This is a genomic window from Streptomyces sp. NPDC058457 (genome assembly GCF_042720695.1).
GTDB lineage: Bacteria > Actinomycetota > Actinomycetes > Streptomycetales > Streptomycetaceae > Streptomyces.
In genome coordinates this window covers 1-24,667 of record NZ_JBHXLU010000081.1, presented here as the reverse complement: position 1 = coordinate 24,667, position 24,667 = coordinate 1, and the positions used below count along the sequence as shown (strand labels likewise).

General features: G+C 71.0%; 24 protein-coding genes and 2 pseudogenes. 15 read left to right on the top strand and 11 right to left on the bottom strand.

Going from position 1 to position 24,667, the window contains the following annotated elements; genetic code table 11:
- Positions 1-120 precede the first annotated feature (120 nt).
- From ACFWPS_RS41190 to ACFWPS_RS41180, 3 genes are all read right to left on the bottom strand, one after another.
- Entirely contained in the window at positions 121-546 is a 426-nt protein-coding gene (locus ACFWPS_RS41190; protein WP_383715631.1) for a hypothetical protein, read from the bottom strand.
- A 25-nt stretch (positions 547-571) separates the two neighbouring features.
- Positions 572-760 carry a hypothetical protein gene (locus ACFWPS_RS41185; RefSeq protein ID WP_383715629.1) on the bottom strand — a complete coding sequence of 63 codons (189 nt, stop codon included), beginning with the start codon at positions 758-760 and terminating at the stop codon, positions 572-574.
- 145 nt (positions 761-905) lie between these two features.
- On the bottom strand, positions 906-1,571 hold the full coding sequence (locus tag ACFWPS_RS41180) for a class I SAM-dependent methyltransferase (RefSeq protein WP_383715626.1): 666 nt from the start codon (positions 1,569-1,571) through the stop codon (positions 906-908).
- A 93-nt stretch (positions 1,572-1,664) separates the two neighbouring features.
- Between ACFWPS_RS41180 and ACFWPS_RS41175 the strand changes: the two genes are divergently transcribed.
- Entirely contained in the window at positions 1,665-2,309 is a 645-nt protein-coding gene (locus ACFWPS_RS41175; protein ID WP_383715623.1) for a TetR/AcrR family transcriptional regulator, read from the top strand.
- Between the two features lie 167 nt (positions 2,310-2,476).
- Complete coding sequence (locus ACFWPS_RS41170) at positions 2,477-3,193, top strand: hypothetical protein (protein ID WP_383715620.1); 717 nt, start codon at positions 2,477-2,479, stop codon at positions 3,191-3,193.
- Here ACFWPS_RS41170 and ACFWPS_RS41165 read toward each other — a convergent pair.
- Positions 3,184-3,288: pseudogene (locus ACFWPS_RS41165) on the bottom strand (flavoprotein); the annotation flags it as partial. The gene ACFWPS_RS41170 and the pseudogene ACFWPS_RS41165 overlap by 10 nt on opposite strands.
- 171 nt (positions 3,289-3,459) lie before the next feature.
- Here ACFWPS_RS41165 and ACFWPS_RS41160 point away from each other — a divergent pair.
- On the top strand, positions 3,460-4,785 hold the full coding sequence (locus tag ACFWPS_RS41160; protein ID WP_383715618.1) for an aminotransferase class I/II-fold pyridoxal phosphate-dependent enzyme: 1,326 nt from the start codon (positions 3,460-3,462) through the stop codon (positions 4,783-4,785).
- Between the two features lie 35 nt (positions 4,786-4,820).
- On the top strand, positions 4,821-5,714 hold the full coding sequence (locus tag ACFWPS_RS41155) for a dihydrodipicolinate synthase family protein (protein WP_383715615.1): 894 nt from the start codon (positions 4,821-4,823) through the stop codon (positions 5,712-5,714).
- A 702-nt stretch (positions 5,715-6,416) separates the two neighbouring features.
- Here ACFWPS_RS41155 and ACFWPS_RS41150 read toward each other — a convergent pair.
- Both ACFWPS_RS41150 and ACFWPS_RS41145 read right to left on the bottom strand, forming a co-directional pair.
- Positions 6,417-7,892 carry a sensor histidine kinase gene (locus tag ACFWPS_RS41150; RefSeq protein WP_383715612.1) on the bottom strand — a complete coding sequence of 492 codons (1,476 nt, stop codon included), beginning with the start codon at positions 7,890-7,892 and terminating at the stop codon, positions 6,417-6,419.
- Positions 7,879-8,559 (bottom strand): response regulator transcription factor, encoded by a 681-nt coding sequence (locus tag ACFWPS_RS41145; RefSeq protein WP_383715610.1) that lies wholly within the window; start codon positions 8,557-8,559, stop codon positions 7,879-7,881. Before ACFWPS_RS41145 ends, ACFWPS_RS41150 begins: the two co-directional genes overlap by 14 nt.
- Before the next feature lie 128 nt (positions 8,560-8,687).
- On the opposite strand from ACFWPS_RS41145, the gene ACFWPS_RS41140 reads away from it, so the two are divergent.
- Together ACFWPS_RS41140 and ACFWPS_RS41135 are read left to right on the top strand one after the other, a co-directional pair.
- A complete protein-coding gene (locus ACFWPS_RS41140) occupies positions 8,688-10,220 on the top strand; it encodes a glycosyltransferase family 39 protein (protein WP_383715607.1) in 1,533 nt (510 codons plus the stop codon).
- Positions 10,217-10,432 (top strand): hypothetical protein, encoded by a 216-nt coding sequence (locus ACFWPS_RS41135; protein WP_383715604.1) that lies wholly within the window; start codon positions 10,217-10,219, stop codon positions 10,430-10,432. The genes ACFWPS_RS41140 and ACFWPS_RS41135 overlap by 4 nt, the downstream gene beginning before the upstream one ends.
- Before the next feature lie 243 nt (positions 10,433-10,675).
- On the opposite strand, the gene ACFWPS_RS41130 is transcribed toward ACFWPS_RS41135, so the two are convergent.
- Positions 10,676-11,464 (bottom strand): SAM-dependent methyltransferase, encoded by a 789-nt coding sequence (locus ACFWPS_RS41130; protein WP_383715602.1) that lies wholly within the window; start codon positions 11,462-11,464, stop codon positions 10,676-10,678.
- Between the two features lie 114 nt (positions 11,465-11,578).
- Positions 11,579-12,268 carry a M24 family metallopeptidase gene (locus ACFWPS_RS41125; RefSeq protein ID WP_383715599.1) on the bottom strand — a complete coding sequence of 230 codons (690 nt, stop codon included), beginning with the start codon at positions 12,266-12,268 and terminating at the stop codon, positions 11,579-11,581.
- Between the two features lie 204 nt (positions 12,269-12,472).
- On the opposite strand from ACFWPS_RS41125, the gene ACFWPS_RS41120 reads away from it, so the two are divergent.
- Complete coding sequence (locus tag ACFWPS_RS41120; RefSeq protein ID WP_383715596.1) at positions 12,473-13,126, top strand: molybdopterin-dependent oxidoreductase; 654 nt, start codon at positions 12,473-12,475, stop codon at positions 13,124-13,126.
- A 24-nt stretch (positions 13,127-13,150) separates the two neighbouring features.
- Here ACFWPS_RS41120 and ACFWPS_RS41115 read toward each other — a convergent pair whose 3' ends face one another.
- The gene (locus ACFWPS_RS41115) at positions 13,151-13,432 is read right to left on the bottom strand and encodes a redoxin domain-containing protein (protein ID WP_383715594.1); all 282 of its coding nucleotides are present in this window, start codon (positions 13,430-13,432) and stop codon (positions 13,151-13,153) included.
- A 28-nt stretch (positions 13,433-13,460) separates the two neighbouring features.
- Between ACFWPS_RS41115 and eno the strand changes: the two are divergent.
- Both eno and ACFWPS_RS41105 read left to right on the top strand, forming a co-directional pair.
- A pseudogene (eno, locus tag ACFWPS_RS41110) lies at positions 13,461-13,655 on the top strand (phosphopyruvate hydratase); the annotation flags it as partial.
- Between the two features lie 96 nt (positions 13,656-13,751).
- Positions 13,752-14,174, top strand: a complete 423-nt coding sequence (locus tag ACFWPS_RS41105) for a molybdopterin-binding protein (protein WP_383715591.1) — start codon at positions 13,752-13,754, stop codon at positions 14,172-14,174.
- 24 nt (positions 14,175-14,198) lie between these two features.
- Here ACFWPS_RS41105 and ACFWPS_RS41100 read toward each other — a convergent pair whose 3' ends face one another.
- Both ACFWPS_RS41100 and ACFWPS_RS41095 read right to left on the bottom strand, forming a co-directional pair.
- The gene (locus ACFWPS_RS41100) at positions 14,199-14,957 is read right to left on the bottom strand and encodes a nuclear transport factor 2 family protein (RefSeq protein ID WP_383715588.1); all 759 of its coding nucleotides are present in this window, start codon (positions 14,955-14,957) and stop codon (positions 14,199-14,201) included.
- Positions 14,958-15,344: 387 nt separating this feature from the next.
- The gene (locus tag ACFWPS_RS41095; protein WP_383715586.1) at positions 15,345-16,352 is read right to left on the bottom strand and encodes a cytochrome c oxidase assembly protein; all 1,008 of its coding nucleotides are present in this window, start codon (positions 16,350-16,352) and stop codon (positions 15,345-15,347) included.
- 176 nt (positions 16,353-16,528) lie between these two features.
- Here ACFWPS_RS41095 and ACFWPS_RS41090 point away from each other — a divergent pair, with 176 nt between their 5' ends.
- From ACFWPS_RS41090 to ACFWPS_RS41065, 6 genes are all read left to right on the top strand, one after another.
- Positions 16,529-16,759 carry a hypothetical protein gene (locus ACFWPS_RS41090; protein ID WP_383715583.1) on the top strand — a complete coding sequence of 77 codons (231 nt, stop codon included), beginning with the start codon at positions 16,529-16,531 and terminating at the stop codon, positions 16,757-16,759.
- A gap of 68 nt (positions 16,760-16,827) precedes the next feature.
- On the top strand, positions 16,828-17,490 hold the full coding sequence (locus tag ACFWPS_RS41085; RefSeq protein ID WP_383715581.1) for a hypothetical protein: 663 nt from the start codon (positions 16,828-16,830) through the stop codon (positions 17,488-17,490).
- Between the two features lie 359 nt (positions 17,491-17,849).
- Complete coding sequence (gene pstC, locus ACFWPS_RS41080; RefSeq protein ID WP_383715578.1) at positions 17,850-18,824, top strand: phosphate ABC transporter permease subunit PstC; 975 nt, start codon at positions 17,850-17,852, stop codon at positions 18,822-18,824.
- Between the two features lie 2 nt (positions 18,825-18,826).
- The gene (gene pstA / locus ACFWPS_RS41075; RefSeq protein WP_383715575.1) at positions 18,827-20,305 is read left to right on the top strand and encodes a phosphate ABC transporter permease PstA; all 1,479 of its coding nucleotides are present in this window, start codon (positions 18,827-18,829) and stop codon (positions 20,303-20,305) included.
- Positions 20,305-22,011 carry a phosphate ABC transporter substrate-binding protein PstS gene (gene pstS, locus ACFWPS_RS41070; RefSeq protein WP_383715573.1) on the top strand — a complete coding sequence of 569 codons (1,707 nt, stop codon included), beginning with the start codon at positions 20,305-20,307 and terminating at the stop codon, positions 22,009-22,011. The genes pstA and pstS overlap by 1 nt, the downstream gene beginning before the upstream one ends.
- Positions 22,008-24,632, top strand: coding sequence for a hypothetical protein (locus tag ACFWPS_RS41065; RefSeq protein ID WP_383715570.1), 2,625 nt, complete (start codon positions 22,008-22,010; stop codon positions 24,630-24,632). The genes pstS and ACFWPS_RS41065 overlap by 4 nt, the downstream gene beginning before the upstream one ends.
- The last annotated feature ends 35 nt before the right edge of the window (positions 24,633-24,667 follow it).

Genomic DNA, 24,667 nt, shown 5'->3' with positions numbered 1-24,667 from the left:
CCTTCACGCCCGCCTCTCGGGCGGGCGCGGTGCAGGCGGTGCGGGGGCGCGCGGGCACGCCGAGCCGCGATCCGGCGCCTGCGCGGCGCGGAACCGGCCGGAACGGCGTGCGGGGTGCGCCTATTGCCGCCAGAGGCAGTGCCGTACGCACGCGGATCTGCCGCCGTCCGGTGCGGAATCACTGTCCGTCGGACCTGCGCGGCCGAGCGAGGGGTGCGTGTCGGGGCGATCGAGGACCGGTGCGACGAGGTCGGGGATGTGGACCGGAAGGTCGGCGGAGTCCCGGACGCGGTCGACCGCGTGCTGCAAGGAGTCCTCGTCGGAGGCGTCGCCGTGATGGTGACCGTGATCGGTGCCGGACGCCACCTGCTCCTTCGCCGTCGACACCGGGACGTGCGTGGTGGTGATCGGCTGGTGCGGGCCGAGGAATCCCGGCCCGTGCAGGGCGCCCACCAAGTGTGCCGCCACCAGCAGGATCAGTCCGAGAAGCAGGACGGACGGCAGGGAACCACGCCGAGCGCGTCTGCCGACCATCGTACGGATCACGTACGGATCGTAGTCGATCGATTACTCAACGGCATTTTGTGGCAGTGCCGTCAGGGCCTCCGGGCCTGGGTGATGGGACGGCCAGCAGTTCCGGGGCCAGGAAGTCGACGGCGTCGAGCCGGACCCGGTAGCCGGTGGCGGCCAGGACGTGATCGGTCTCGATGGCGTGGATCCGTCCGTCGGCGTCCCGCTCGCAGGCGGGCTCCGTGGCCATGGGAACCAGCAGGCACCGAGCACCTGCGTCACCGAGGCAGGCGTCAACTGGCGTGCGACCCGGCCTGGTCGACGAGAACCGGGAAAGGCCAGGGCGAACAGCAGTCCCGCCAGGACCCCTCGGGCAGGGGCGGGTCGGCACCCTGTCACTGCCGCGCCCGCGTCGCCCGCACGTAGCACAGCCAGGGTCGTACGTCGCCGTGTCCGCGCACCTCGAAGCCCGCGTCCGCGATGAGACCGTCCAGCAGGTCCACGCGGTTGTGCGCCATGGCGTGCCCTCCTCCGCCGTGCACCAGGTGCTGCCCCAGGCGGCTCCTCGGCGGCCGGAACTCCACGACCAGCAGCCGGCCGCCGGGGCGCAGAACGCGATACATCTCGCGCAGGGCGGCGGGCCGAAGATCCTCCGGCAGGTGATGCAGCAGCAGACTGGTCACGACGGTGTCGAACGACGAGTCCGGCAGGTCGAGCGACTCCGCGATGCCCTCCCGGTAGGTGCAGGGCGCGCTGCCGGGGCGCTGCTTCCTGCGCCGGGCGTACTCCAGGACCGGCGGCGAGGGATCCACGCCGGTCACCGCGCCGTTCCGGCCGACCCGGGCGGCCATGCACCGGGTCAGGTAGCCGGTGCCGCAGCCGACGTCGAGGACGCGGTCGCCCGGTTCCGCGCCGCCGAGTTCGGCGAGGTGGGTGAAGGCGTGTTTGCGGCGGCCGTAGAAGCAGAGGTCGCCGAAGAGTTCGTAGGCGCGAGGGGTTGCGATGGTCACGCCGGGGGTGTCCGTGCGGGGTTTGCCTTGCATGAGCTGTCCGAGGTTCATGACTTGCCCCTTCTAACTTAGTCACGACTAAGTTGCTGCCACTAACTTAGTCGCGACTAAGAAAAACGGCAAGGGCCGCATACGATGGCTGTTGTGACCGAGTCCCGCCCGCGCCCGGATACCCGCCGGCGTACCCGCCTGCCCGCCGCCGAACGGCGTGCGTCGATCCTGGCCGCGGCCACGGAGGTGTTCTCCGAGACGGGCTACCAGCGCGGCAAGGTCTCCGACATCGCCAAGAAGGTCGGCGTCACCGAACCGGTCGTCTTCCAGAACTTCGGCTCCAAGTCGGCGCTGTACCGGGCGGCCCTCGACCACGCCACCGACGCGGTCTCCGCCCTCCTGCACCGGGCCGCCGACGCCGGCCGGCCGGTTCCCGAAGTGCTGGCGGTGTTCCTCGACCCGGCCCACATGGACCACTTCCACCGGCCCGGCGCTCACGGCTTCCTCTTCGCCGACGCCACCGCCCTGGCCCACGACCCGGACCTCAGCGAGGCCCTGCGCCAGGTCCACCAGCACCTCGCCGACACGCTCGCCGAACTGATCCGCCGCGGTCAGTCGGCCGGCGACGTCCGGACCGACATCGAACCGCACTCGGCCGCCTGGTGGCTGGTCTCCTTCCTGGCGGGCCGCTCCTTCCGTGCGGCCGTCGTACCGGACCGGGACACGGTGGAGGCCGACCTGACGAAGATGGTGCTTCGGTCGCTGCTGCCGGACGAGCGCTCGCGACCGCCTGCCTGAGAACACAGCGCCGGCGGTCGGCCGCCACCTGCTCGTTTCCTCCAGCATGCGAATGCGCTGTGCGACCGCTGTCCTCCCGGCACAGGCAACTGTGGATTCATGGTCGTCCGGAGCGAACGCGTACGTCCCGGGACGGACCTGACGAGAGCGAGTGCACGAGCATGGGCATGAGGCGTTCCCTGAAGCCGGCTGTCGGACTCACGTGCGCGGTGGTACTGGCCTGCGCGGCCTGCTCGTCGGGCGGGGACGACTCCGCCGCCACGGACCGGACGGCACCGCCGAAGGCCGAGTCGGCCGCCCCGTCGAGGGGCACGTCCTCGACCCTGTTCGCGCCGTACGTCAGCGCCACCACCGCGTCCGACACCGACTCGGCGGGCTCACCGTCGACGTACAACCTGGAGTTCGTGCTCTCCAACGGCACCAACTGCGCCCCGAAGTGGAGCGGCACCTACCCCGTCAGCAACTCCGCCGTGCGGACGAGGATCGACGCGCTGAAGCAGTCGGGCGCTGCGGTCCGCGTCTCCTTCGGCGGAGCGACCGGGACCGAACTCGCCCAGACCTGCGACAGCGCCTCCGCACTGGCCGAGGCGTACGGCAAGGCCCTGGACGCGGCGGGCGCCACCCAGGCCGACTTCGACGTCGAGGGCGACGCACTCACCGACTCGGCCTGGATCGCCCGACGCTCCCAGGCGATCGCCGTCCTCCAGAAGGAACGCGCCGACCTGAAGGTGTCCTTCACCCTCCCCGTGACACCCAAGGGGCTCGACGCCGACGCTCTCGCCGTCCTCGACTCCGCCGACACGAACGCCGTCAAGGTGTCCACCGTCAACATCATGGCGATGGACTACGGGACCAAGTCTGACCACCAGCCCGGTTACGGGTGAAGAGCAAGACGTGGTTCCAGGAGATCCAGAGCCTCTTCCCGGCGAAAGCGGTCGGCCCCACCTCCACCCTTGGGCTTGTGGGGCTCGTACGACCCACCGCGGTGCCCATCACGTGCGGGCGCCCACCCTGGCCGTAGGCGGAGTTCAGACGGCCGACGCAGAGCCTGAGGTGTGGCGCTGGCGTCCAGGGCTGCCCATGACTTACGTTTGGCATAGGACAAACTTTGGCATAGGACGAATCCTTTTGTGCGGGCGGAGCTGATCACGTGCGTATCCGGGGCACCACCGCGGCCGAGATCGCAGGGAGTGTGCGGGACCAGGTCGCCTCGGGCGAGCTGGCGCCGCAGTCGAGCCTGCCCCCGGTGCGCGCGCTCGCGGCCGAACTGGGGGTCAACCGGAATACGGTCGCCCTTGCGTACCGGCGGCTTGTCGAGGCGGGAGTGGCCGAGACGCGAGGTCGCGGCGGCACGGTGGTCGCGGCGGTACCGCAGCTCGCACGCGAAGGCGTCGGTGTCGGCGTCGGTGGCGACCGCATCGACCTGGCCAGCGGCAACCCCGACCCGGAGCTGCTGCCCGACACCCTGGCCGCCGCCCGGCGCGGAGACTACAACCGGCCGCTGTACGGTGTGCCCGCTGTCGATGCGGGGCTGGACGCATGGGCCCGTGCCGATTTCGCCGAGGACATCGACCGTCCGTTCCGCACGCTGGTGACGCACGGAGCGGTGGACGCCACCGAGCGGCTGCTGGACTCCCACCTCACCCGCGGGGATCTGGTGGCGATCGAGGACCCCTGCTTCCTGGCGAGCATCGGCACCCTGCGCCTGAGTGGTTACCGCTCGGCGCCCGTCAGGGTCGACGGTGCCGGCATGCGCCCCGACGCTCTGCGGGCCGCTCTTGAGGCCGGTGCCCGCGCGGTCGTCTGCACGCCCCGTGCCCACAACCCGACCGGTGCGAGTCTCACCGCGGAACGGGCGGCCGACCTGCGGGCGATCCTCGCGGAGCACCCCCAGGTTCTCGTCATCGAGGACGACCACTTCTCGGCGGTCTCCGCGCGGCCGTACCACCGGATCACACCACCGAGCAGTGCGCGCTGGGCGTTGGTGCGGTCCGTGTCCAAGTTCCTCGGACCGGACCTGCGGCTCGCTCTCGTGGCCGCCGACGCCGAGTCCACCGTGCACCTGGAGGCGCGGCTGAGCGCCGGCACCACATGGGTCAGCCGCCTGCTGCAGCACATCGCCCGTGAACTCCTGCTCGACCCCCGCGTCCACGAACTCCACGAACGGGCCCGCGAGGTCTACGCACGGCGCAGCGGTCTGCTCGTCGAGCGGCTGCACGCCCAGGGCATCGAGGTCCCGCACCGGCCCGACGGACTGAACGTATGGGTCCAGCTCGACGTCGACGCACGGGCCGCGGTCGCGGCCCTGGCCCAGCGCGGCTGGGCGGTACGGCCAGGGCACCTCTTCTCGCCGGATCCGGCCGCCCACCCGGGCTCGATCCGGGTCACCTCCGCCACCGTCACCGAGCCACAGGCCCAGGCCTTCGCCGCCGATCTCGCCTCGGTCGTCGCGGAACTGCGCTCGTCGGCCGGCTGACCAACACGCACTCCCACCCACTCCAAGGAGCCACCATGTTCCGCGGCCTGAGCGCCTTCCCCCTCACACCCACCAGCGAGCAGGGCATCGACGAAGCGGCGTACGCGGCACTCGTCGCCCGCCTGGCCGCCGCCGGCGTGGACTCCATCGGCGCGCTCGGCTCCACCGGCGGCTACGCCTACCTCACCCGGGAGCAGCGCGCCCGTGCCACGAAGATCGCCATCGAGGCCGCCGACGGGGTTCCCGTCATCGTCGGTATCGGCGCGCTGCGTACCTCGCACGTGCTGGAGCTGGCCGAGGACGCCCAGAAGGCGGGCGCCTCCGGAGTACTGCTCGCCCCGATGACCTATCAGCCGCTCACCGAGGAAGAGGTGTTCGGCCTGTACGAGGACGTCACCCGCGAGCTCTCCGTACCGCTGTGCGTGTACGACAACCCCGGCACCACGCACGTGCACTTCACCGACGAACTGCACGGCCGTATCGCGCAGTTGCCGAACATCGGCTCGATCAAGATCCCCGGTGTCCCCGACGACCCGCGCGAGGCCGAGCTCCGCGTCGACGCACTGCGCGCGCTGATTCCGAGTACCGTCACCATCGGGGTGAGCGGCGACTGGACGGCCGTCCGCGGCCTGAACGCCGGGTGCGACGCCTGGTACTCGGTCATCGGCGGCACCTTCCCGCGCACCGCCCTCGTCCTCACCCGGGCCGCCCAGGCCGGCCACGCGGGCCCGGCGGCAGACCTGTCCCGGGAACTCGAGCCCCTGTGGGCCCTGTTCCGCCGCCACGGCAGCCTGCGCGTCATGTCCGCCGCCGCCTCCCACCTCGGCCTGGCGGAAGAACCCAATCTGCCGCGCCCCTTGCGGAGGCTGGACGAGACCGCCCGCCAGGAGGTCGTCGCCGTGCTGGACGCCCTCGCACTCACCTCCTGAGTACGAACGAACACCATGAGCCGGCAGAGCCGACAGCACACGGCAGGCACGCCGAGGGCACGTCAAGCCCCGCATCCGCCCGTGAAGGAAAGCAACGGCCTGGCCCGCTATGTCCTCGCCGCGGCACTCGCCCGCACCGCCGGCTGCCCGCCATCGTCGGTCCGCGACTGCGCACGCAACGGCGGGCCCAGGGCTGGGACGTGGCCACCTACGGCATCGGCGGCACCGTCGGCCCCTCCCTGGTGGCTGCCCTGTCGGGCTGGGTCTCGCCCACCGCGGCGGCTCTCGCGCTCGCGGTGGGGGCCGCCACGGCGGCGGGTGGCGTCCTGCAGAGCCGCTCGCGGTGCACCCGGGGATCGGCACGGCAACGGCTTCTCGGACTCTTGACCCGGCGTGCGCCGCAGCGGAATCGAGCCCCGGGCCCGTCCGAGGCGCGGTAGAGGTCGGCGGCCGTGGTCGCCACGCCCAGGTCGTGGCTGCCGATCTGACGCTGTTCATGCACTGCCCCTGAAATGTGCGGAGCCAGATGACCAGCGCGGCAGCATGACGCGTGAGGCGCGCTTTGCGGCGGCCTTTCGCTCCTCACCGATGTGAGGCCGCCGTCGACGGCCGCCGCTTCGAAATCTCGTTTCTGCGGCAATGGCGGTGGGCGTGGTCATCTCGTGGTCTTACGGTTCCGAAGGGCTGCCGCGGTGAAGCGCGTCATTTCCCGGCCGGGGTGGGGGCTCGGGGGAGGCGCAGCTGGAAGCATGCTCCGAGGGTCCGGGGGGTGAGGGTGAGGGTGCCTCGGTGGCGGTGGGCCAGGTCGCGGGCGATGGCGAGGCCCAGACCGGTGCCGCCGTGGTCGCGGGAGCGGGCGTCGTCGAGCCGGACGAAGCGTTCGAAGATGCGCTCGGCGTCCTCGGCGGGCACGCCCGGTCCGTCGTCGTGCACCGTGAGGACGACCCAGTCGTCCTGGTTTCGGATGGTGATCTGGATGCGGTGTGCGGCGTGGCGGGCGGCGTTGTCGATGAGGTTGCGCAGCAGCCGTTCGTATTCGTCGAGGTTTCCGTGCGCGTGCGCGGGGGCGGTGCTGTCGCAGGTGAGGGTCAACGGTCGTTCGGTGCGGGGGTATTGCTCGGTCAGCTGAGAGGCGAGGGCTGTCAGGTCGACGGTTTCGGGGTCGGCTGTGGGGGTGCGGGTGTCGAGGCGGGCCAGGAGCAGCAGGTCTTCGGTGAGGGCCTGGAGGCGGCGGGTCTGTCGTGCGGCGGTGGTGGCCGCGGCGGGCCAGTCGGTGCGTTCCGGGTAGGCGAGCGCGACTTCCAGGCTGGCCAGCAGTGTGGTGAGGGGGCTGCGTAGTTCGTGGGCGGCGTCCGCGACGAAGCGGCGTTGCTGGGCGGCGGCGTTGTCGAGGCGTTGGAGGGTGGTGTTGATGGTGGTGGCCAGGGCGGTGATCTCGTGTCCCGTGGCGGGGACGGTGACGCGTTCGCGGGGATGGCTCGCGGTGACCGAGGCGGTGAGGACTCGGATGGCTTCGACCGGCCGCAGCGCGATGCGGACGGCGAAGTAGGTGACGGCGGCGATCAGTACGAGGCTGACGAGCCCGGCCCGCAGCAGCAGGAGGTCGGTGGTCTTGGCGATTGCCTCGGCTGTGTTCGGGAGCACCACCACATAGACCCGCAGGTGGGCGTCGGCGGCCACGCCCAGAGCGGCGGCTTTGTCACTGCTGAGTTCATCGGCGCTGATATCGGCGAACATGACCATGTAGGTCCTGCCGGCCATATCGAATCTGTCCCTGGAGTCGGAGTCGCGGACCGGCATGCGGAGGGGAAGGATCGTCAGGCTTCCGGGCTCCCTGGCCTCCGACGGGGCGGGCAGCACATGGCGGGTGCCGGGATCGAAGGCGTCCATGCCGCCGCCGTAGGCGACAGCGGTGCGTCGGCCGGTCGCGACGACCTCGTACGGCAGCGCGGTGCTTCTGCGAGCGGGAACCACACCCCCGTTCAGCTGATCGACGAGAGCCCAGAGCTGTTGCTCGGCTTGTCCTTCGGCGATCTGGGTGCCCTGGCGGTAGCCGTCGTGGTGCAGCCACCAGCCGATGCCGACCAGGATGACGGCGGCGGCCGAGGCGGCGGCCAGGGCCGTGCGGGCTCGTACCGAACGTGGCCACCAGCGGCGTCGCGGCTCAGTCGCGTTCACGATCGTCCACCAGCCGGTAGCCGGTACCCCGTACGGTCTGCAGGGACCGTCGGCCGAACGCGGAGTCCACCTTCTTGCGCAGTGCGCTGACGCGCGCCTCCACCAGGTTGGGATCCAGGGCTTCGTCGGGCCACGCGTGATAGAGCAGATCCGATTTGGAGACCGCCTGGCCGGCCCGGCGGGCCAGCAGCTCAAGGACGGCGAACTCCCGAGGGGTGAGTTCCACCCGGACCCCGGACCGGCGGCAGACCCGGCCGGCGACATCCAACGAGAGGTCGCCCACGGCAAGGACGGGCGGGGCGACCGTGGCGGCCCGTCTGACCAGGGCCCGCAGCCGTGCGACGAGCACCAGGTAGGAGAAGGGTTTGGCCAGGTAGTCGTCGGCCCCCGTGTCCAGGGCCTCTGCCTGGTCCCAGTCCCCGTCCTTGGCGGTGAGTACCAGGATGGGGGTCGCGTTGCCCTCCCGGCGCAGCTGGGCGCAGACCTTGTAGCCGTTGAGTCCGGGCAGCATCAAGTCCAGTACGACAAGGGCGTATTCGCCGGTCCGGGCCATCCACAGTCCCTGCCGGCCGTCATGGGCGAGGTCGACGCTGTAGCCCTCGGCGGTCAGACCGGTGTGCAGGGTGTGGGCAAGGTCCACCTCGTCTTCGACCACCAGGATGCGCATGCGGTGCAGCCTCGCACAGCGCCGCCCCGCCTTCCTGATCGGCCGGTCAGGTTGGGTCAGCAACCGGTCAAGGAGGTCCGGGCACGCTGGCGGAGTCTCTTCGCCACTGCTGAAAGGCCCTGTCGCCGATGTCCGTTGCTGAACGTGGCCCCGCCGTGGCCAGGACGGTTTCCCCTCCCGTACCCGCCCGTCGGCAATCACCGAGCCGGGTCAGAGCCGTTGTCCTCATCGCGCCCTTGTCGCTGACCATCGCTCTGGGGCTCTGGGGTATCCGCAGGAAGAACAGTATGTGGGGGGACGAGGCCGTCACCTATCAGCTCGCGCATCGCGATCTTTCACAGATATGGCTCACCGCCCAGCATGTCGATCTGGTCCATGCCCTCTACTACGCCGTGATGCATGAGATCTTCGGTCTCTTCGGCGGAGGGCTGCTGCCGTTGCGGCTGCCGTCCGTGCTGGCAATGTCCGTGGCGGCGAGCGGAGTCGGGCTGCTGGGGCTACGCCTGGCGGGACCCCGTGCCGGGCTGCTGGCCGGGCTGGTGTTCGCGCTCCTTCCCCAGGTACAGAAGTACGCGCAGGAAGGCCGCTCGTATGCCATGGTCTGTGCCCTGGTCACCTGGGCCACCTATGCGCTCGTGGTCAGCGTCCCGCATCGCGCCCGGTGGCGGTGGGCGGTCTATGGCTCCACCATGCTGCTGGCCTGTCTGCTCCATGAGTTCGCGGTCCTCGCCCTGGTCGCACACGGCGTCACACTGATCGTCTCCCGTGTTCCACGACCGGTGCTGAAGGCGTGGAGTGCGACTGCCGCGGGCGTTGTGGCCGGACTGTTGCCGCTGGCGATCTGTAGTGCGGGACAGTCGGGGCAGTTGTCCTGGATCTACGGACCGGTGCGGCTTCCTGGTTTCCTGGCCATGGCGGTTGTGGGAGTGGCGTGTGCCCTGGCACCCCTGGGGGCCAGAGGGCCCGTGCGGCTCTCCGCGCTGGCTGTACCGCTTGTTGTGCTTCCGGGCCTGCTGCTGCTGATCGCCTCACTGGTCAAGCCCCTTTTCGTCGACCGGTATGTGCTCTACAGCAGTGTCGGAATCGCCTTGCTGCTGGGCGCCTGGATGGATTACTTCCACCGGCTGCGGCGGTCTTCCCGCACCGCGTGGATCGCGGCGGTTGCCGTACTGGCCGCGCTCGTCCAGCCGAGCCTTTCGCTGAGGACGCCCCAGAGCCGGAGCAATGACGTCACCGCCATCGGCGCCGCCGTACGCAGGGAAGGCCGCCCCGGCGACGGGCTGCTCTTTCTCTCCGGCCGGTACCGGGCCTGGACCGCGGCCGACCCCGAGGACACCCGTTTCCTGACGGATCTGGCCCTGGCACAGGACCCCGTTTCGTCGAACACACTTGCAGGTGTCGAGCTTCCCGCCCGGGACATAGCGGCACGCATGCTGGAATTCGACCGGATCGTCGCGGTCCGCGACCCAGTGGGTGCGCACTCGCCGACCGACCCGCAGGAGGAAGCGAAAAAAAGCACCCTGCGGCGCCACTTCCGCGACTACGGAACAACCCATGTCAACGGGGCGCGAGTCACCGTCTATGTCCGAGACCACGCCCCGTCTCCGAAGGCCGGTCCTCGATCCAACAGCTCGGGAGCGAGCGGTGGAGTGACGAGGTGACCACGGCTGGTGTCGGCCCGGCACGGGCTGCTGTCATCGCCCTGACCGATGTCAAGGGGCGGCTGCTGTGGACCTCCACCGCCCGACCCGCGCGCGGCATCGGCGTGAGCACCTGCAGCGGTGAGGTCGACCGGCTCCCCGCACGTGGCGCGCTGGGCCTGCACTTCAGAGCCGCGGTTGAGGCCGGCCGCACATCGGCCGGCCGGTCGTGAGCGCGCGTGTGCTGCTGCACGGGCTTCTTGAGGTCGGGGCCCGCTTTCGTGGGGGCTGCGCCTTCCCGACTTCCGCGAGAGGTTCGCGCCGGCACCAACCGAGCGGTGTGCCCACAGCGTGCCACCGGCTGCATGAGGCGGGGCGTCAGCCGTACTGCCTGGTGTGGCCCTGAGCCGAGGGGACGCGGTGTGTTCGGGCGGGGCCTGCGGGCTCCGCCCTTGGCATGTGACGGCTGGGGGGCGTCAGCGGATGCGGGCGACTCCCGAGTAGATGCCGCTGCCCTCCGGTTCCGGGGCCGGGGTGGCGGTGAACCACTCCGTCGCCGTCACCAGGCCGGGCGGCACGAGGTCCAGGCCGTCGAAGAAGCGCTCCACCTGCGGGCGGGTGCGGAAGGCGAGCCGGATGCCGCCCTTGGCGTACTCGGCGACGACCTGTTCGACGAGGTCGGGAAACAGGTCGGACGCGGCGTGCGACAGGATCAGGTAGCTGCCCGAGGGCAGCGTGTCGACCAGGTCACGGACTATGCCGTGGGCGCCCTGCTCGTCGCTGATGAAGTGCATCAGGGCGATGAGGGACAGGGCGACCGGGCGGTCGAAGTCCAGGACGTGCCGGGCGTGCCGGACGATCGCCTCCGGGTCGCGCACATCGGCCTGGATGTAGTCGGTGGCTCCCTCCGGGCGGCTGATCAGCAGCGCCTCGGCATGCCGGAGGACGATCGGGTCGTTGTCGGTGTAGACGACCTTCGCCGACGGCACGACGTTCTGCACGATCTGGTGCAGGTTCGGCTCGGTGGGGATTCCGGTGCCGATGTCCAGGAACTGGTCGATGCCCTGCTGGGCGAGCCACGCGGCCGCCCGGTGCATGAACTGACGGTTCTGCCGGGCGGCGTCCCGCGCCTCGCGCGGCAGCTTCTCACCGACCGCCTCGTCGACCGGGTAGTTGTCCTTGCCGCCGAGCAGCCAGTCGTAGACACGCGCCGGGTGGGCCCTGCTGGTGTCGATCGACAAAGACGGCTGTGGGTCGGTCGTCATGGCAACTCCATCGCGCCGGTGAAAGGTAGAGGGCGAATGCGCGATGATCGTACTCGGGCTTCCCATCTGCCTTGTGCCAGGGGCGACTTGAGCGATCTGCCGAATGCTTCCCGGTCAGAGGGTGAGCAGTTCCTCGTAGAAGCCGCCGAACTCCCGTTGCCGGTCGACGAGATGGATCTCCAGGATCCAGTGGCAGGTGCGTCCGGCCTTGTCGGTGCGGCGCAGGGGGGTGTCGTTGGCGGGGGCGATGTACGACTCCGTGTCGGCGCCGTCGACGGTCTCGTGCGGGAACTCGCCGACCAGGTGCCCGGCGTGCCAGCCGCCCAGTTCCCAGCCGGCCTCGGCGGCCAGCCGCTCCACCTCCGCGTACAGCTGCTTCCCGGTGATGTCGGGGACGGCCTCGAAGAAGCGGCGCCCCGCGGCGAAGATCTCCCCCAGGTCGGCGCGGAGGCGGTGCTTGACCGGGTCGTCGCCGAGGACGAAGGTCCGGCCGAAGTCGGCCTCGTACTCCTCGAAGATCGGCCCGAAGTCGGCGAACACGATGTCGTCCGTGGCGATCACCCGGTCCGGCGGGTTCTCCCGGTACGGCGCCAGGGTGTTCGGGCCCGAGCGTACGATCCGCTTGTGCCAGTGCCGGGTCGTGCCGAACAGTTCGTTGGCCAGGTCACGGACGCGGTCGCTGACCGCCCGCTCCCCCTCGCCCGGCGCGACCAGTCCGCGCTCCTCGATCTCCGCGAAGAGCCGCTCGGCCTTCGCCTGGGCATCCAGCAGTCGCGCCGCGCGCGTGGGTTCGTCGTCCGCCATGGCGCCGAACCTAACCAGCCGGGATTTCCAGGGCAACGGGATTCCTCCTGGTACCGGGTTTCCCGGGGAGCGCCGATCGCTGTCGCCTCGGGCTCACGACTCACCGTGACGCACCCGGCCGGGGCATCACGGGGAGTGAACGCTTACGCTGCACGGGCAGGCAGGCCGAGCAGGACGCGACGAAGAGAAGACGAAGAGAAGCGGGTGCCGACCGTGGCCGACGTGCCGTCCTCCGGGGCCGGGATCTCCGGCCGGGTCCCTCCCGGGCAGCGCCTCGTGCAGGGCTGGCCCGTCTCGCACTACGGCCCCGTCCCCCGCTTCCGCCCCGAGCGCTGGAACCTGCGCGTCTTCGGCGCCACCGCCTCCGGCGGCACGCACGAGTGGACCTTCGACGACCTGGCCGCGCTCCCGCACGTCACGGTCGTCGCCGACCTGCACTGCGCGAGCGGACCGACGTCCACCGGGCACGAGTGGTACGGCATCCCCGCCGCCACCGTGCTGGACGTGATCCCGCCCGCGCCCGGGGTCACGCATGTCATGGCCTGGGCGGAGTACGGCTACTCGGCCAACCTCCGCCTCGGCGACTTCACGTCACCGCACACCCTGATGGCCACCCACCACGACGGCGAACCGCTCACCGCCGAGCACGGCTTCCCGCTGCGCCTGGTGGTCCCGCACCTCTACGGCTACAAGAGCCCCAAATGGCTGCGCGGCATCGAGTACATGACGGCGGACCGGCGCGGCTTCTGGGAGGAACGCGGCTACCACAACATCGCCGACGCCTGGCAGCAGCAGCGCTACTCCTACCAGGAGGAGGAGGGCGACGGCCCGCACGGCCCGCCGCCCGGCTCCCGTTGAGCCGAGGAGCACCGGCCCGGCGGCTCATGGGGTCCGGGCGCAGTCCGCGGCCAGCCGCAGGCTCTCCTGGACCGCGTGCGGGATGTCGGTGACCGGGAAGAGCGTGTGCCGTACGGTCCGTTCCGCGTCGACGACGAGGATCAGGCGCTTGTGCCGCAGCCGGCCCGCGCCGCGGAAGACCGGCAGCCGCAGCGCCGCGGCCAGCTGATGGGCGGCATCGGAGAGGATCGGGTAGGGGAGTCGCTCGGCTCGGGCGAACTCCTGCTGTTCGTAAGTGAGTTGAGTGCTGATGCCGCGTACGTCCACACCCGCGCGGTGGAAGTCGGGCCAGGCGTCCCACCGCTCCGGCGAGACCGAGGACACCACCATCGCCGACCTCGCCGTCGCCACCGGCTGCGGCCAGATCAAGACCGGGTCGCTGTCCCGCGCCGACCGCACCGCCAAGTACAACCAACTCGTCCGGATCGAACAGGACCTGGGCCCCCAGGCCCGCTACGCGGGCGCCGGCGCACTGGGGCTGCGCCGCTGAACCGGCCCGACCGTCGCACCCGCTAACTTGGAGAGCCGGAGTCTGTACAAACTCCACCAATCCAGCTCTTTTCCCTTCCCTGTGAGGCGGCCCGTCATGAGCCTGAGCATTCGCAACCAGATCCCCGGCACCGTCACCGCCGTCACCCCGGGCGAGGTGATGGCCACCGTCAGGGTCCGTCTCGACGGCGGGCAGGAGCTCATGGCCGCGATCACCCTGGAGGCGGTACGGGAGCTGGGGCTCGCCGAGGGTTCGGCCGTACGCGCGATGGTGAAGTCCACCGAGGTCGCGCTCGCCACCGGCCGCCTGCCGGGCGTCTCCATCCGCAACCAGCTGCCCGGCACGGTCAGCGACGTGACCACCGGCGGGGCGATGGCCACGGTCAAGGTCGCCGTGGACGGAGGCCAGGACCTCACCGCGGCGATCACCAAGGACGCGGTCGGCGACCTCGGCCTGACGGCCGGTGTGCCGGTCGTGGCACTCATCAAGGCGACCGAGGTGTCCCTCGCGACCGCGTGACCTCGCCCGGTTCGGCACGGTCCGTCAGAACAGCCCGTTGGAGTGCGGGAGTTCGGCCGGGACCGGGGCGATGACGTCCCAGTGCTCGACGATCCTGCCGTCCGCCACCCGGAACAGGTCCCAGTAGGCGACCGGGACGCCGAACTCGCCCTCGGACTGGAGCAGGACCAGGTCGCCCTCGGCGACGACCTGGTGGATCGTCTTGTAGACGAGGTTCTTGCCCTGTTCCGCCCACTTGGCGGCCGCCGCGCCGAAGCCGTCCAGGCCGTCGGCGGCCTCCGGGTTGTGCTGGCGGTAGGTGTCGGTGGAGATGTAGTCGGTCAGGACCGAGTAGTCGGCGCCGACGAGCACCTTCTGCGCGAACTCGGCCACCAGCGCGCGGTTGGCCTCCGTCCGGTCCGGGTCCGACGGGGCGGCCGGGCCGTCCGTCTGGGAGCGGCCCGAGGCGGTGTCCGTGACCACCGGCGTCAGCGCGTCCCAGTGCTCGGCCAGCCGCCCGTCCGCGTCGACCCGGAACAGGTCGAACGCCACCAGCGGTACGGGGCCGAAGCCGTGGTACGTGCCGTGCAGGGCCACCAGGTCACCGTCGGCGATCACCCGCGCGCCCTCGTAACGGAAGTCCTCGGGCAGGCCCGCCACCAGAGTGCGCAGCGCCTCCGGGCCGTCCGCCGCCAGGCTGCTGTGCTGACGGTAGTCAGCGGCCACCCAGCGGCCCACCGCACCCGGGTCGCGGTCCCCGAACAACTCGCCGGCCGCCTTGAGGACGATGTCCTTGCTGCTCATGACCATGTCTCCGATCTGGGAATTCCTGCCGACACCTGTCCGTCGGCACGTCCCCCACTCTCCCGGCGGGCCGGGCCGCGCGCACGGTAGAGTCGGGCATGGTCATGGTCGAAACGGGACAGCCTTCGGTGCCACCGGTTCGCGAACGGGGTTACCGCGACCCCACCCGGCCCGGGCTGGGTCTTGAGCTGCCGGCCGCACCCCGGGTACCTTCCGCGCCGACCAGCGCCGAGCGCTCCGCCGGAATTGCCGCGATGCGCCGTCGTCCGTCTGCGGCGCCGTCGCGGCTGGTCGCGCCCACGCGGCGGTAGCCGCACATGCAATACGGCCCCGCACCCCTTCAGGGCGCTGCCGAGAATTCGGGGCGCCGCCGAGAAGGTGTCCCGGTCACTTCTCGCCGTGCTGCCGGCGGATCCTCGCGGCCACCTCGTTCTCCTCCGTCTCCCACCAGGGGCGGACCCGGTCGGCCGCGGGGGCGGGGGCAGGAGTGGCCGAAGTGGCCTGGGGACCCGCGGACGCCGCGGCAACCGCCGGGACCGCGGCGAGCTGCTCGTCCAGACGGCGGTCGAGGACCGCCGCCTGGACGCGTTCCGTCCGCGCCCACTGGAACAGGATCGCCAGGAGGAACGGCAGGGCGACCAGTTCGGCGATGCCCAGCATCGCGCCGCCGCCGATCTGCTGGTCGTACCGGACGTCGGGGGCCCAGGACGGGTGGTGGTGCAGGTACCACGCGCCGGCGATCAGCGTGCCGTGCGTCATGACGACGAGTCCCGGGACGGCGTCGATCACGCCGTCCAGGAAGACCAGGGCCGCCCGCACCGGATGGGTGCACCAGGCCGGCAGGGTCTCCTCGCGGGTCAGGACCGGTACGACGAAGAGGCAGCCCGCCACCAGCAGGTGCAGGTACATCAGCTCGTGCAGCCAGCCCACGCGCAGCGCGGTGGCGAAGTACGGGGTGAAGTAGACCGTCAGCTCGGTGGCAAGCACGAGGGCCGTGCTGACCAGGGGAAAGGTCAGGAGCCGGACCAGGCGGCCGGTCATCGCGCGGCGCACCCTCGCCGCGGCGCCCGCCGGCAGCGCCTCCACGGCCAGCCGCAGCGGGTCGCCCAGGGCCAGGCCGAGCGGGGCCACCAGGTCGAGCAGGATGTTCTGCACGGCCGCGGGCCAGAACAGCACATGGTCGTAGACGGCCAGGCCCGACATCGTCGCGACGACCAGCGTGCCCAGGCCCAGCACCGCGAAGGCGGCGGCCCGGGCCCGCGACCAGGACCCGCCCCTGCCGCGCACGCGCCGCACGCCCCAGCCGTACAGCCCGCCCAGGGCCAGGACCAGCAGCAGCGCCGGCAGGTCCAGCTGCCAGGACGTCAGCAGCCGGCCCGCGGTCAGCTCGGCCATCCGGCTCACCCTCCTTCGGTCGGGGACGAAACGGGTCAGGTCAGGTCCACTGCGCGACGCTATACCCGGCCCGCCCCGCCGCCGCATCGGGGTTCCGTGCGGAACCGGCGCGATCACCGGGCGGTGATCGAACGATGGCCGACCGGTCATCGGCACGGTTCGCGGGGTGGGGATACATGTTCGGCAAGCGACTCCTGGTGAGCGGAGCCATCGCGATTCCGATCGGCACGCTCGGCGCGCGCTCCGGGGGCGGGGACGGGAACGGGGACGGGGACGGGGTCGACAACGGCACCGAGGGCTGCCGAGCCGCCCGCCCCAGCGTCACAGTTCTGTGCCGGGCCAAGGTGATCCTTGTTCGCTTTCGTTCGACCGTGCATAAAGTGATCAACATGGCTGGCGGATCTTGACCACCTCCGCCGCCGCACAGGGGACGCAGAGAACACGGGGGCCTTTCATCATGGGGGAACGATTCGTCATGCCCCGGCGCCTGCGGACGCGGCCCGTCGCCGCGCTGCTGGCCGCCGCCGGGATCGTCGCCGGGGTCCTGGTCGGCAGGCCGGGGCTGGAGTCGGTGGCGGGGTGCGGGACGTCGGGGGACCCGTATCCGTCACAGACCGCCAAGGACTGGGTGTCGTACGCCGATCATGTCGTCGTCGCCAGTCCCACCGCGGAGCGGGAGACCAACCGGCGGACCTACAGCAAGGGGTCCGTGGCGTACGCGACGGACCGGCTGGTGAGCTTCCGGACCGACAGCAGGCTGTGGTCGCGCAGCTCGCCCCGGCACGCCCTGGGCGCCTCCTTCGACATGGTGGCCCCCGGCTGGGAGGTCTACCGGTCCAGCGGCACCCGCGTCGCCGAGATGGCCACCGACGCGCCCCGTCTCCAGGTCGGCCACACCTATCTGCTCGCCCTGCGCTGGCACGAGGGCGGCTGGACGGTCCTCGGCGAGGGCGGGGCCGTGCCCTTCGACGACCACGTCGGCGACCAGGGCGAGTGGTGCGGACGCGTGCTGAGCAAGGAGGACGTCGCCGAGGGCGAACGCTTCTCCCGGCACGACGACCACAGCCTGGAGAAGGCGCTGCTGGGGCAGGACGAGCAGGCCGTCAAGAGCGCTCTGGACCGCGCCGGCCGCGGCTGAACCCCGCCCTCCGCCCGATCACAGCCGGCCGCACGGCGGCACGACCGCCCACGCCCCGCCCGCCCGCCCGCGGCATGGCCGAACTCGCCCTGCCCGCACGCCTCCTGAGCAGTGCCTGCACCGCGCGAAGCTCCTTCCACCCGACCCTTCAGTACACAGGAACCCACATCTCCACCACCGAAATGGCATGAACAGTTCACCTGTTCTCCATGTTCGACGCGTTGGTGCGCAAGGAACCGGCCATTGACTCTCGGGCGCGGCACCCCGATTCGGAGCCGCGTGGGGAGAATCGCTTCGTATAGGGGGGCACAGTGGTGTCCGCGCTCAAGGGTTCCGCCGGGGCGGAATCCGAAAGACCCGTGCCCAGGCGGCCGTCGCCCGCTCGCGGGCTCGGGGACCGGATCTTCCGGGTCCAGTTGACGGCCTCCGGGGTCATCGTCCTCGCCATCATGGCCGCCGTGGGGCTGTTCCTGCTGCTCCGGGCCGGACAGGCGTTGCGGACCAGAGGGGTCTGGGACTTCCTCACCACTGCCCAGTGGCAGCCGGACGTCCACCGCTTCGGCATCGCGGCCGTTCTCACCGGAACCCTGCTCATCGCCGCCGTGGCCGTCACGATCAGCGTGCCGCTGGCCCTCGGGACCGCCCTGTTCATCTCGGACATCGCGCCCCGCCCGCTGCGCCGCACGCTCGTCTCCATGGTCGACCTGATGGCCGCCGTGCCGTCCGTGGTCTACGGCCTGTGGGGGCTCTTCTTCCTCCAGCAGCACGTCATCGGACTGTCCCGGTGGCTGTCGGACTGGTTCGGATGGATCCCGTTCCTGCACGTCGACGGCACCCAGCCCGGCGAACCGCTCGCCTCCCAGAGCGTCTACACCGCCTCCACCTTCGTGGCCGGCATCGTCGTCGCGCTGATGGTCGCGCCGATCCAGTGCTCGGTGATGCGCGAGGTGTTCGCGCAGGCGCCGGCCGGTGAACGGGAGGGCGCCTACGCGCTGGGAGCCACCCGCTGGGGCATGATCCGCGCGGTCGTGCTGCCGTACGGCATGGGCGGGATCATCGGCGGCACCATGCTGGGCCTGGGCCGGGCGCTCGGCGAGACCATCGCGGTCTACCTGATCATCTCCCCGGTCTTCACGATCCAGCCGCACATCCTGCAGACCGGCTCGAACTCCGTCTCCTCCCTCATCGCCCTGCACTACGGCGATGCCTCCACCTTCGGCATGTCGGCGCTGATGGCCGCGGGCCTGGCGCTGTTCCTGCTCACCCTGGCGGTCAACTTCACCGCCTCCTCGATCGTGGCGCGGTCACGGTCCGGCGCACAGAGCGAGGCGTGACGATGACCGTCGTAGACCTTGAGAAGGGCGCTCCCCAGGACGTCCCGCAGGACGCCCCCGAGGGCGCTGCCGCGGACACCGCCGCCGTCGCCGCGGTCGCCGTCGCCGCGCTCCCCGACGTGCCGCGCCGGATCGGCGGGGTCACCCGCTCCGGTGTGCTGTCGGTGTTCGGCGCCGCCGCCTCCGGACTGTGTGTCGCCCTCCTGCTCTTCGGTGAACTCGCGCCGTTCTCCGGTGCATTGGGGTTCTTCGTCACCGCATACCTCTCTTTCCTAGGTATCTACGCGGTGTTGACAGGGCTTGAGGAGGACGGACAGGCGGTACGGGACCGGGTGATGACCATCGTCCTGTGGACCGCGGGCGGGCTGATGTTCACCGCGCTCACGATGGTCGTCGGCTTCACCGCGTGGCGCGGCCGGGAGGCCCTGCCGCACGCCAACTTCTTCACCCAGGACATGCAGGCGGCCGGCCCGCTCGACCCGCTGAGCGACGGCGGCATCGCGCACGCCATGCTCGGCACGCTCATCATGATCGCGATCGCGCTGACGATCACGGTGCCGCTCGGCCTGGCCTGCGCGGTGTACCTCAACCAGATTCCCGGCCGCTTCTCCCGCTTCGTCCGCACGATCGTCGAGGCGATGACCGCGCTGCCGTCGATCGTGGCCGGCCTGATGGTGTACGCCGTCTGGATCCTCGGCCTCGGGATGCAGAAGTCGGGTCTGGCGGCGGGCTTCGCGATCAGCGTGATGATGCTGCCGATCGTGATCCGGGCGGCGGACGTGGTGCTGCGGCTGGTGCCGGGCAACCTCACCGAGGCGTCCGAGGCGCTCGGCGCCCCGCGCTGGCGGACGGTGTGGCACGTGGTGCTGCCGACCGCCCGCTCGGGCCTGGCCACGGCCGTCATCCTCGGCACGGCCCGCGGCATCGGCGAGACCTCCCCGGTCCTGCTCACGGCGGGCTTCACGGCAGCGCTCAACGCCGACCCGACGAGCGGCCCGATGGTCTCCCTCCCGCTGGCCGTCTTCAACTTCGTCAAGTCCCCCGAGCCCACGATGATCGCGCGCGGCTTCGGCGCGGCGGCGGTCCTGATGGCGCTGGTCCTGGTCCTCTTCGTCATCGCCCGGGTGATCGGCGGCCGCGGCCCCGGCCACCAGAACAAGCGCCAGGCGAGAAGAGCGGCGAGGGCGTCCCGCCGGGACGCGACAAGGTTCGCCGAACTCCACACGCCGGGACTGGAGCTGTTCGAGCCCGGTCCTTCCGAAGCCGACGACCACAGCGAGCGCCCCCAAAGGGGCGCGGGGAACGGCGCGCCCAGCCCAGACGCTCCGGCACCCGAAAACGTCGAGCAAGCCCCCGAAGCCGACGCGCCCGAGCCCGCCGACGGCGAATCCGCCCCACAGGGGCCACCCGCACCTGACCACGAAACTCGCACGGGTGGTGCGGGTGGGAACACAGACCCCGCTACAGGAGACAGTCACTGATGTCCAGCCAAGTCATCAACGCCCTCCGACGGCTGGGCATCCTGGCCGCGCTACTCGGCATCATCGGCACCCTCGCCGGTACGCCCGCGTCCGCCGACAGCTACACCCCCATCGCCGGCGCCGGCTCCACCTGGGCCGAGAACGCCGTCGACCAATGGCGGCGCGACGTCAACAAGAACGGCATGCGCATCAGCTACGCCGGCACCGGTTCGTCCGACGGCCGCCGCCAGTTCCTGTCCGGCACCGTCGACTTCGCCGTCTCCGACATCCCGTTCCAGACGAACCCCACCGACGGCAGCGCCGCCGAACGCCCGGCCGCCGGAAGCTACGCCTACATGCCGATCGTCGCAGGCGGCACGGTGTTCATGTACCACCTCACCGTCAACGGCAAGAAGGTCACCAACCTCCGCCTCTCCGGCGACGTGGTCACCAAGATCTTCACCGGGGTCATCAAGAGCTGGGACGACCCGGCGATCAAGGCCGACAACCCCGGTCTCCAGCTGCCGCACCGCACCATCGTCCCGGTGGTCCGCTCCGACGGCTCCGGCTCCACCGCCCAGTTCACGATGTGGATGGCGAACCAGCACAAGTCGCTGTGGAACGCCTACTGCGCGAAGGTCGGCCGGTCCGGGTCCTGTGGCCAGACCTCGTACTACCCCACCGTCTCCGGCATGATCGCCCAGTCCGGTGACCTCGGCGTCGCCGGTTACGTCGCCCAGAACTACGGCGAGGGCGCGATCGGGTACGTCAACTACTCGTACGCGCTGAACGCGCACTACCCGGTCGCCAAGGTCCTGAACCACGCGGGCTACTACACCGAGCCCACCCCGCAGAACGTGGCGGTCTCCCTCCTCAAGGCGAGGATCAACACCAACAAGAACTCTGCGGACTACCTCACCCAGCAGCTCAACGGCGTCTACAACGACAGCGACAGGCGCAACTACCCGCTGTCCAGCTACTCGTACATGATCCTGCCGCTGAAGGTGCAGGGCACCTTCACCAAGGCCAAGGGCAAGACGCTCGGCGCGTTCTCGTACTACTTCATGTGCCAGGGCCAGCAACAGGCGCCGAACCTCGGCTACTCGCCGCTCCCGATCAACCTCGTCCAGGCCGGCTTCGACCAGATCCGCCGGATCCCGGGCGTGCAGACGCAGAACATCAACATCAAGAACTGCAACAACCCGACCTTCACGGCCAACGGCGAGAACCGGCTCGCGCAGACCGCGCCCTACCCGGCCGCCTGTGACAAGAAGGGCGCCGCGCCCTGCACCAGCGGCAGCGGCGGCGCCTCCACCAGCTCCGGCAACGGCAGCGGCGGTTCCTCCGGCGGCTCGACCGGCGCCACCGGCACCGGTACCAGCGGCGGCTCCGCCGGCGGCGACGGCTCCGGCTCGGCCGGCGGCAACAGCGCCCAGCCCTCCGTCGACCCCGACACCGGCCAGACCATCTCCCCCGGCGGCGCCACGGGTACCGCCTCCGGCGGTACCGGCACGGGCGCAGACGGCACGGTGGCCCTCGCCCAGCCGGTCGCCGTGGCCACCGCGCACGGCTGGACCGGCACCCAGACCCTGATGCTGCTGGCCGCGGTCCTGGTCTTCGGCCTCCTCCTGCTGCCGTCGCTGGTCTCCCGCCTGGTCGGCAGCAAGGCCAACGGCAGTGGCAACGGCAACGGCAACGGCAGTTCCGAAGACGGGAGTTCGCGATGAGACGCACCCGGATACGCAACGCGCTGATACGCCTGCTCGCCGGCGCCACCGTCGGCGCCCTCGCCGGACTCGCGGTCGCCCAGACCGCCCCCACGGCAGCGGCGGCCACCGGCTCCGCGGTGACCGTCTCCGGGCGCGGCGAGTTCAAGGACATGAAGTTCACGGTCTCGCAGACCAAGGACCTCACCAGCCAGGCCGTCACGGTGAGCTGGACCGGCGGTACGGCGACCACCTTCGCGGGCACGCAGTTCAACACCGACTTCGTGCAGATCATGCAGTGCTGGGGCGACGACGACGGCACGGTCCCGTCCAACCCGGGCCCGTCACGCACCCAGTGCCAGTACGGCGCCTCCCCGACCACCAACCGCACCAGCTGGCCGGGCAACGGCCAGGACGACACCCGGCAGATCTTCTACAGCGCCGACCCCACCAACTACGGCCAGGACAACCGGTACGGCGCCGCCAACCCGAACGCCCCGGGCGAGGTCCCCTTCAAGTCGGTGGACGGCACCACGATCACCACCAACACCCAGAACAACGCGCTGTTCAACTACAACACGACCAACGAGATCGACTTCGGCCGCACCGGCACCAACGGCACCGGCAAGGAGTTCTTCGAGGTCCAGACCGCCAACGAGGCACCCCACCTCGGCTGCGGCGTCCCCGTCACCACCGACGGCGTCACCAAGCCCCGCTCCTGCTGGCTGGTGATCGTCCCGCAGGGCCATCTGGACCTGGACGGCAAGCCGTACGCGGACCAGAGCCAGGTCAACGCGGGCTCCCCGGTCTCCTCCACCAACTGGAAGAACCGGATCGCGGTCAAGCTGGACTTCAACAGCGTCGGCAGCAACTGCGCCCTCGGCGCCGACGAACGCCCCACCACCGGCAGCGAGCTGGCGGCGGACGCGATGACCAGCTGGCAGGCCCAGCTCTGCTCGGTCGGCAAGGTCTACGGCTACACCGAGCTCGGTGAGCCCGACACCCGCTCCCGGCTGACCTCGGACGCCTCCTCCACCGGCCTGGCCTTCACCACCCGGAAGCTGGGCGCGGACGCGGGCACCACGGCGCCGTCGGGGACGACGACCTACGCACCGGTCGCGCTCTCCGGAGCCGTCATCGGGTTCACGATCGAGCGCAGACCCAAGTCCGGGGCGCCGGACAGCGTCAGGAAACTCGCCGGCACCAAGGTCGAGTCCATCAAGCTCAACCAGCGCCTGGTCGCCAAGCTGCTCACCGAGTCGTACCGCAACTCCACCTGGGGTTCGGTCATCAGCGGTACGGCGGCCAAGGGGTACGGCTGGGCGAAGAACAACCCGGCCGGTATCGCCTCCGACCCCGAGTTCATCGCCCTGAACCCGGAGTTCGCGTACCTGTCGGTCGCCGAGACGCCGGCCACCGACACCGACCTGATCACCTCGCTCGGCCACTCCGACACCGCCCGCGCGATCTGGCAGTGGATCCTCGCCGACAAGGAGGCCCGGCAGTTCCTCTCGGGTGTCCCGGACGACGACGGCATGCGGGTCAACCCGTACTACAGCACCAACACGGACCTGAACCCGACCGGCATCGCCTTCGACCCGTCGAGCACCGACGACTACCCGAAGAGCGACCCGTGGTGCACGGTGCCGCCCGGCTCGGACGCGCCGTCCACGGCCACCCAGTGCATGACCGACTTCCACCCCTACGTGGACGACATGCACTCCGGCGCCCTGCACACCCGGCGCGCGGACACCCTGTGGAAGTCCACCTGGGACGCACTGTCCAGCCCGCAGGCGTACAAGAGCCCGGGCCCGCAGACGGTCGGCTCGCGCTTCATCTTCACGATCACTGACGCGGCCTCCGCCGCCCGGTACGGCCTGCAGACCGCCCAGCTGAAGAACACCGCCGGCAAGTACGTCGCCCCGAGCACGGCCGGCCTGACCGCGGCCGCCGCGACCGCCACCGGCTCCGGCGTCGCCGAGATCACCCCGGCCAACGCCACGGCGAAGGGCGCCTACCCGCTCGCCGAGCTGGTGTACGCGGCGGTCCGGCCCGGCAAGGTGAGCAAGGCCGCCCGCTGGGACTACGCGGCCCTGCTGCACTACGCCGCGGCGACCGGCCAGACCCCGGGCGCCGACCCGGGCAAGCTGCCCGACGGCTACGCCCCGCTCTCCTCGAAACTGCGCGCCCAGACGGTCAGGGCGGCGAACACGCTGCTCACCTACACCGGACCGACCTCCACCGGCAGCGGCACGGCCGACGGCGGCGGCACCGACACCAGCGGCGGCGCCCCGTCCGGCACCGACGGCGTCAACGGCGGCACGACCGGCGGCGCCGGCACGGGCACGCCGGCCGGCGGTTCCAGTGCCACGCCGAGCGCGAAGGCGTCGTTCGGCGGCGGTACGGCGCTGCAGACCACCGCGGCCGGCAACACCCCGGCCGACCCGGCCAACCCGCTGCGCTATGCCGTGCCGGTGGGGGCCGCGCTCGGGGCGGTCGCCGGGGTCGGGGCGCCCATCGCGGGCGGCAGGCAGCTGTCGATTGCTTCCGTGAGGACGGCAGTACGTCGTCTGCGGGTACGTCGTGGCTGGTCGCGCCCACGCGGCGGCAGCCGCACATCAGATACAGCCCCGCGCCCCTGACGGGGCGCCCCACGGAGCCCAGTGCTCCCCACAGA

What these genes read in the sequence shown, in the direction of transcription:
- ACFWPS_RS41185 (WP_383715629.1), bottom strand. Translation starts at nt 760, where the DNA reads ATGGCCACGGAGCCCGCCTGCGAGCGGGACGCCGACGGACGGATCCAC.
- ACFWPS_RS41180 (WP_383715626.1), bottom strand. Translation starts at nt 1,571, where the DNA reads ATGAACCTCGGACAGCTCATGCAAGGCAAACCCCGCACGGACACCCCC.
- ACFWPS_RS41170 (WP_383715620.1), top strand. Translation starts at nt 2,477, where the DNA reads ATGAGGCGTTCCCTGAAGCCGGCTGTCGGACTCACGTGCGCGGTGGTA.
- ACFWPS_RS41155 (WP_383715615.1), top strand. Translation starts at nt 4,821, where the DNA reads ATGTTCCGCGGCCTGAGCGCCTTCCCCCTCACACCCACCAGCGAGCAG.
- ACFWPS_RS41145 (WP_383715610.1), bottom strand. Translation starts at nt 8,559, where the DNA reads ATGCGCATCCTGGTGGTCGAAGACGAGGTGGACCTTGCCCACACCCTG.
- ACFWPS_RS41140 (WP_383715607.1), top strand. Translation starts at nt 8,688, where the DNA reads ATGTCCGTTGCTGAACGTGGCCCCGCCGTGGCCAGGACGGTTTCCCCT.
- ACFWPS_RS41130 (WP_383715602.1), bottom strand. Translation starts at nt 11,464, where the DNA reads ATGACGACCGACCCACAGCCGTCTTTGTCGATCGACACCAGCAGGGCC.
- ACFWPS_RS41125 (WP_383715599.1), bottom strand. Translation starts at nt 12,268, where the DNA reads ATGGCGGACGACGAACCCACGCGCGCGGCGCGACTGCTGGATGCCCAG.
- ACFWPS_RS41105 (WP_383715591.1), top strand. Translation starts at nt 13,752, where the DNA reads ATGAGCCTGAGCATTCGCAACCAGATCCCCGGCACCGTCACCGCCGTC.
- ACFWPS_RS41100 (WP_383715588.1), bottom strand. Translation starts at nt 14,957, where the DNA reads ATGAGCAGCAAGGACATCGTCCTCAAGGCGGCCGGCGAGTTGTTCGGG.
- ACFWPS_RS41095 (WP_383715586.1), bottom strand. Translation starts at nt 16,352, where the DNA reads ATGGCCGAGCTGACCGCGGGCCGGCTGCTGACGTCCTGGCAGCTGGAC.
- ACFWPS_RS41090 (WP_383715583.1), top strand. Translation starts at nt 16,529, where the DNA reads ATGTTCGGCAAGCGACTCCTGGTGAGCGGAGCCATCGCGATTCCGATC.
- ACFWPS_RS41085 (WP_383715581.1), top strand. Translation starts at nt 16,828, where the DNA reads ATGCCCCGGCGCCTGCGGACGCGGCCCGTCGCCGCGCTGCTGGCCGCC.
- pstA (WP_383715575.1), top strand. Translation starts at nt 18,827, where the DNA reads ATGACCGTCGTAGACCTTGAGAAGGGCGCTCCCCAGGACGTCCCGCAG.
- pstS (WP_383715573.1), top strand. Translation starts at nt 20,305, where the DNA reads ATGTCCAGCCAAGTCATCAACGCCCTCCGACGGCTGGGCATCCTGGCC.
- ACFWPS_RS41065 (WP_383715570.1), top strand. Translation starts at nt 22,008, where the DNA reads ATGAGACGCACCCGGATACGCAACGCGCTGATACGCCTGCTCGCCGGC.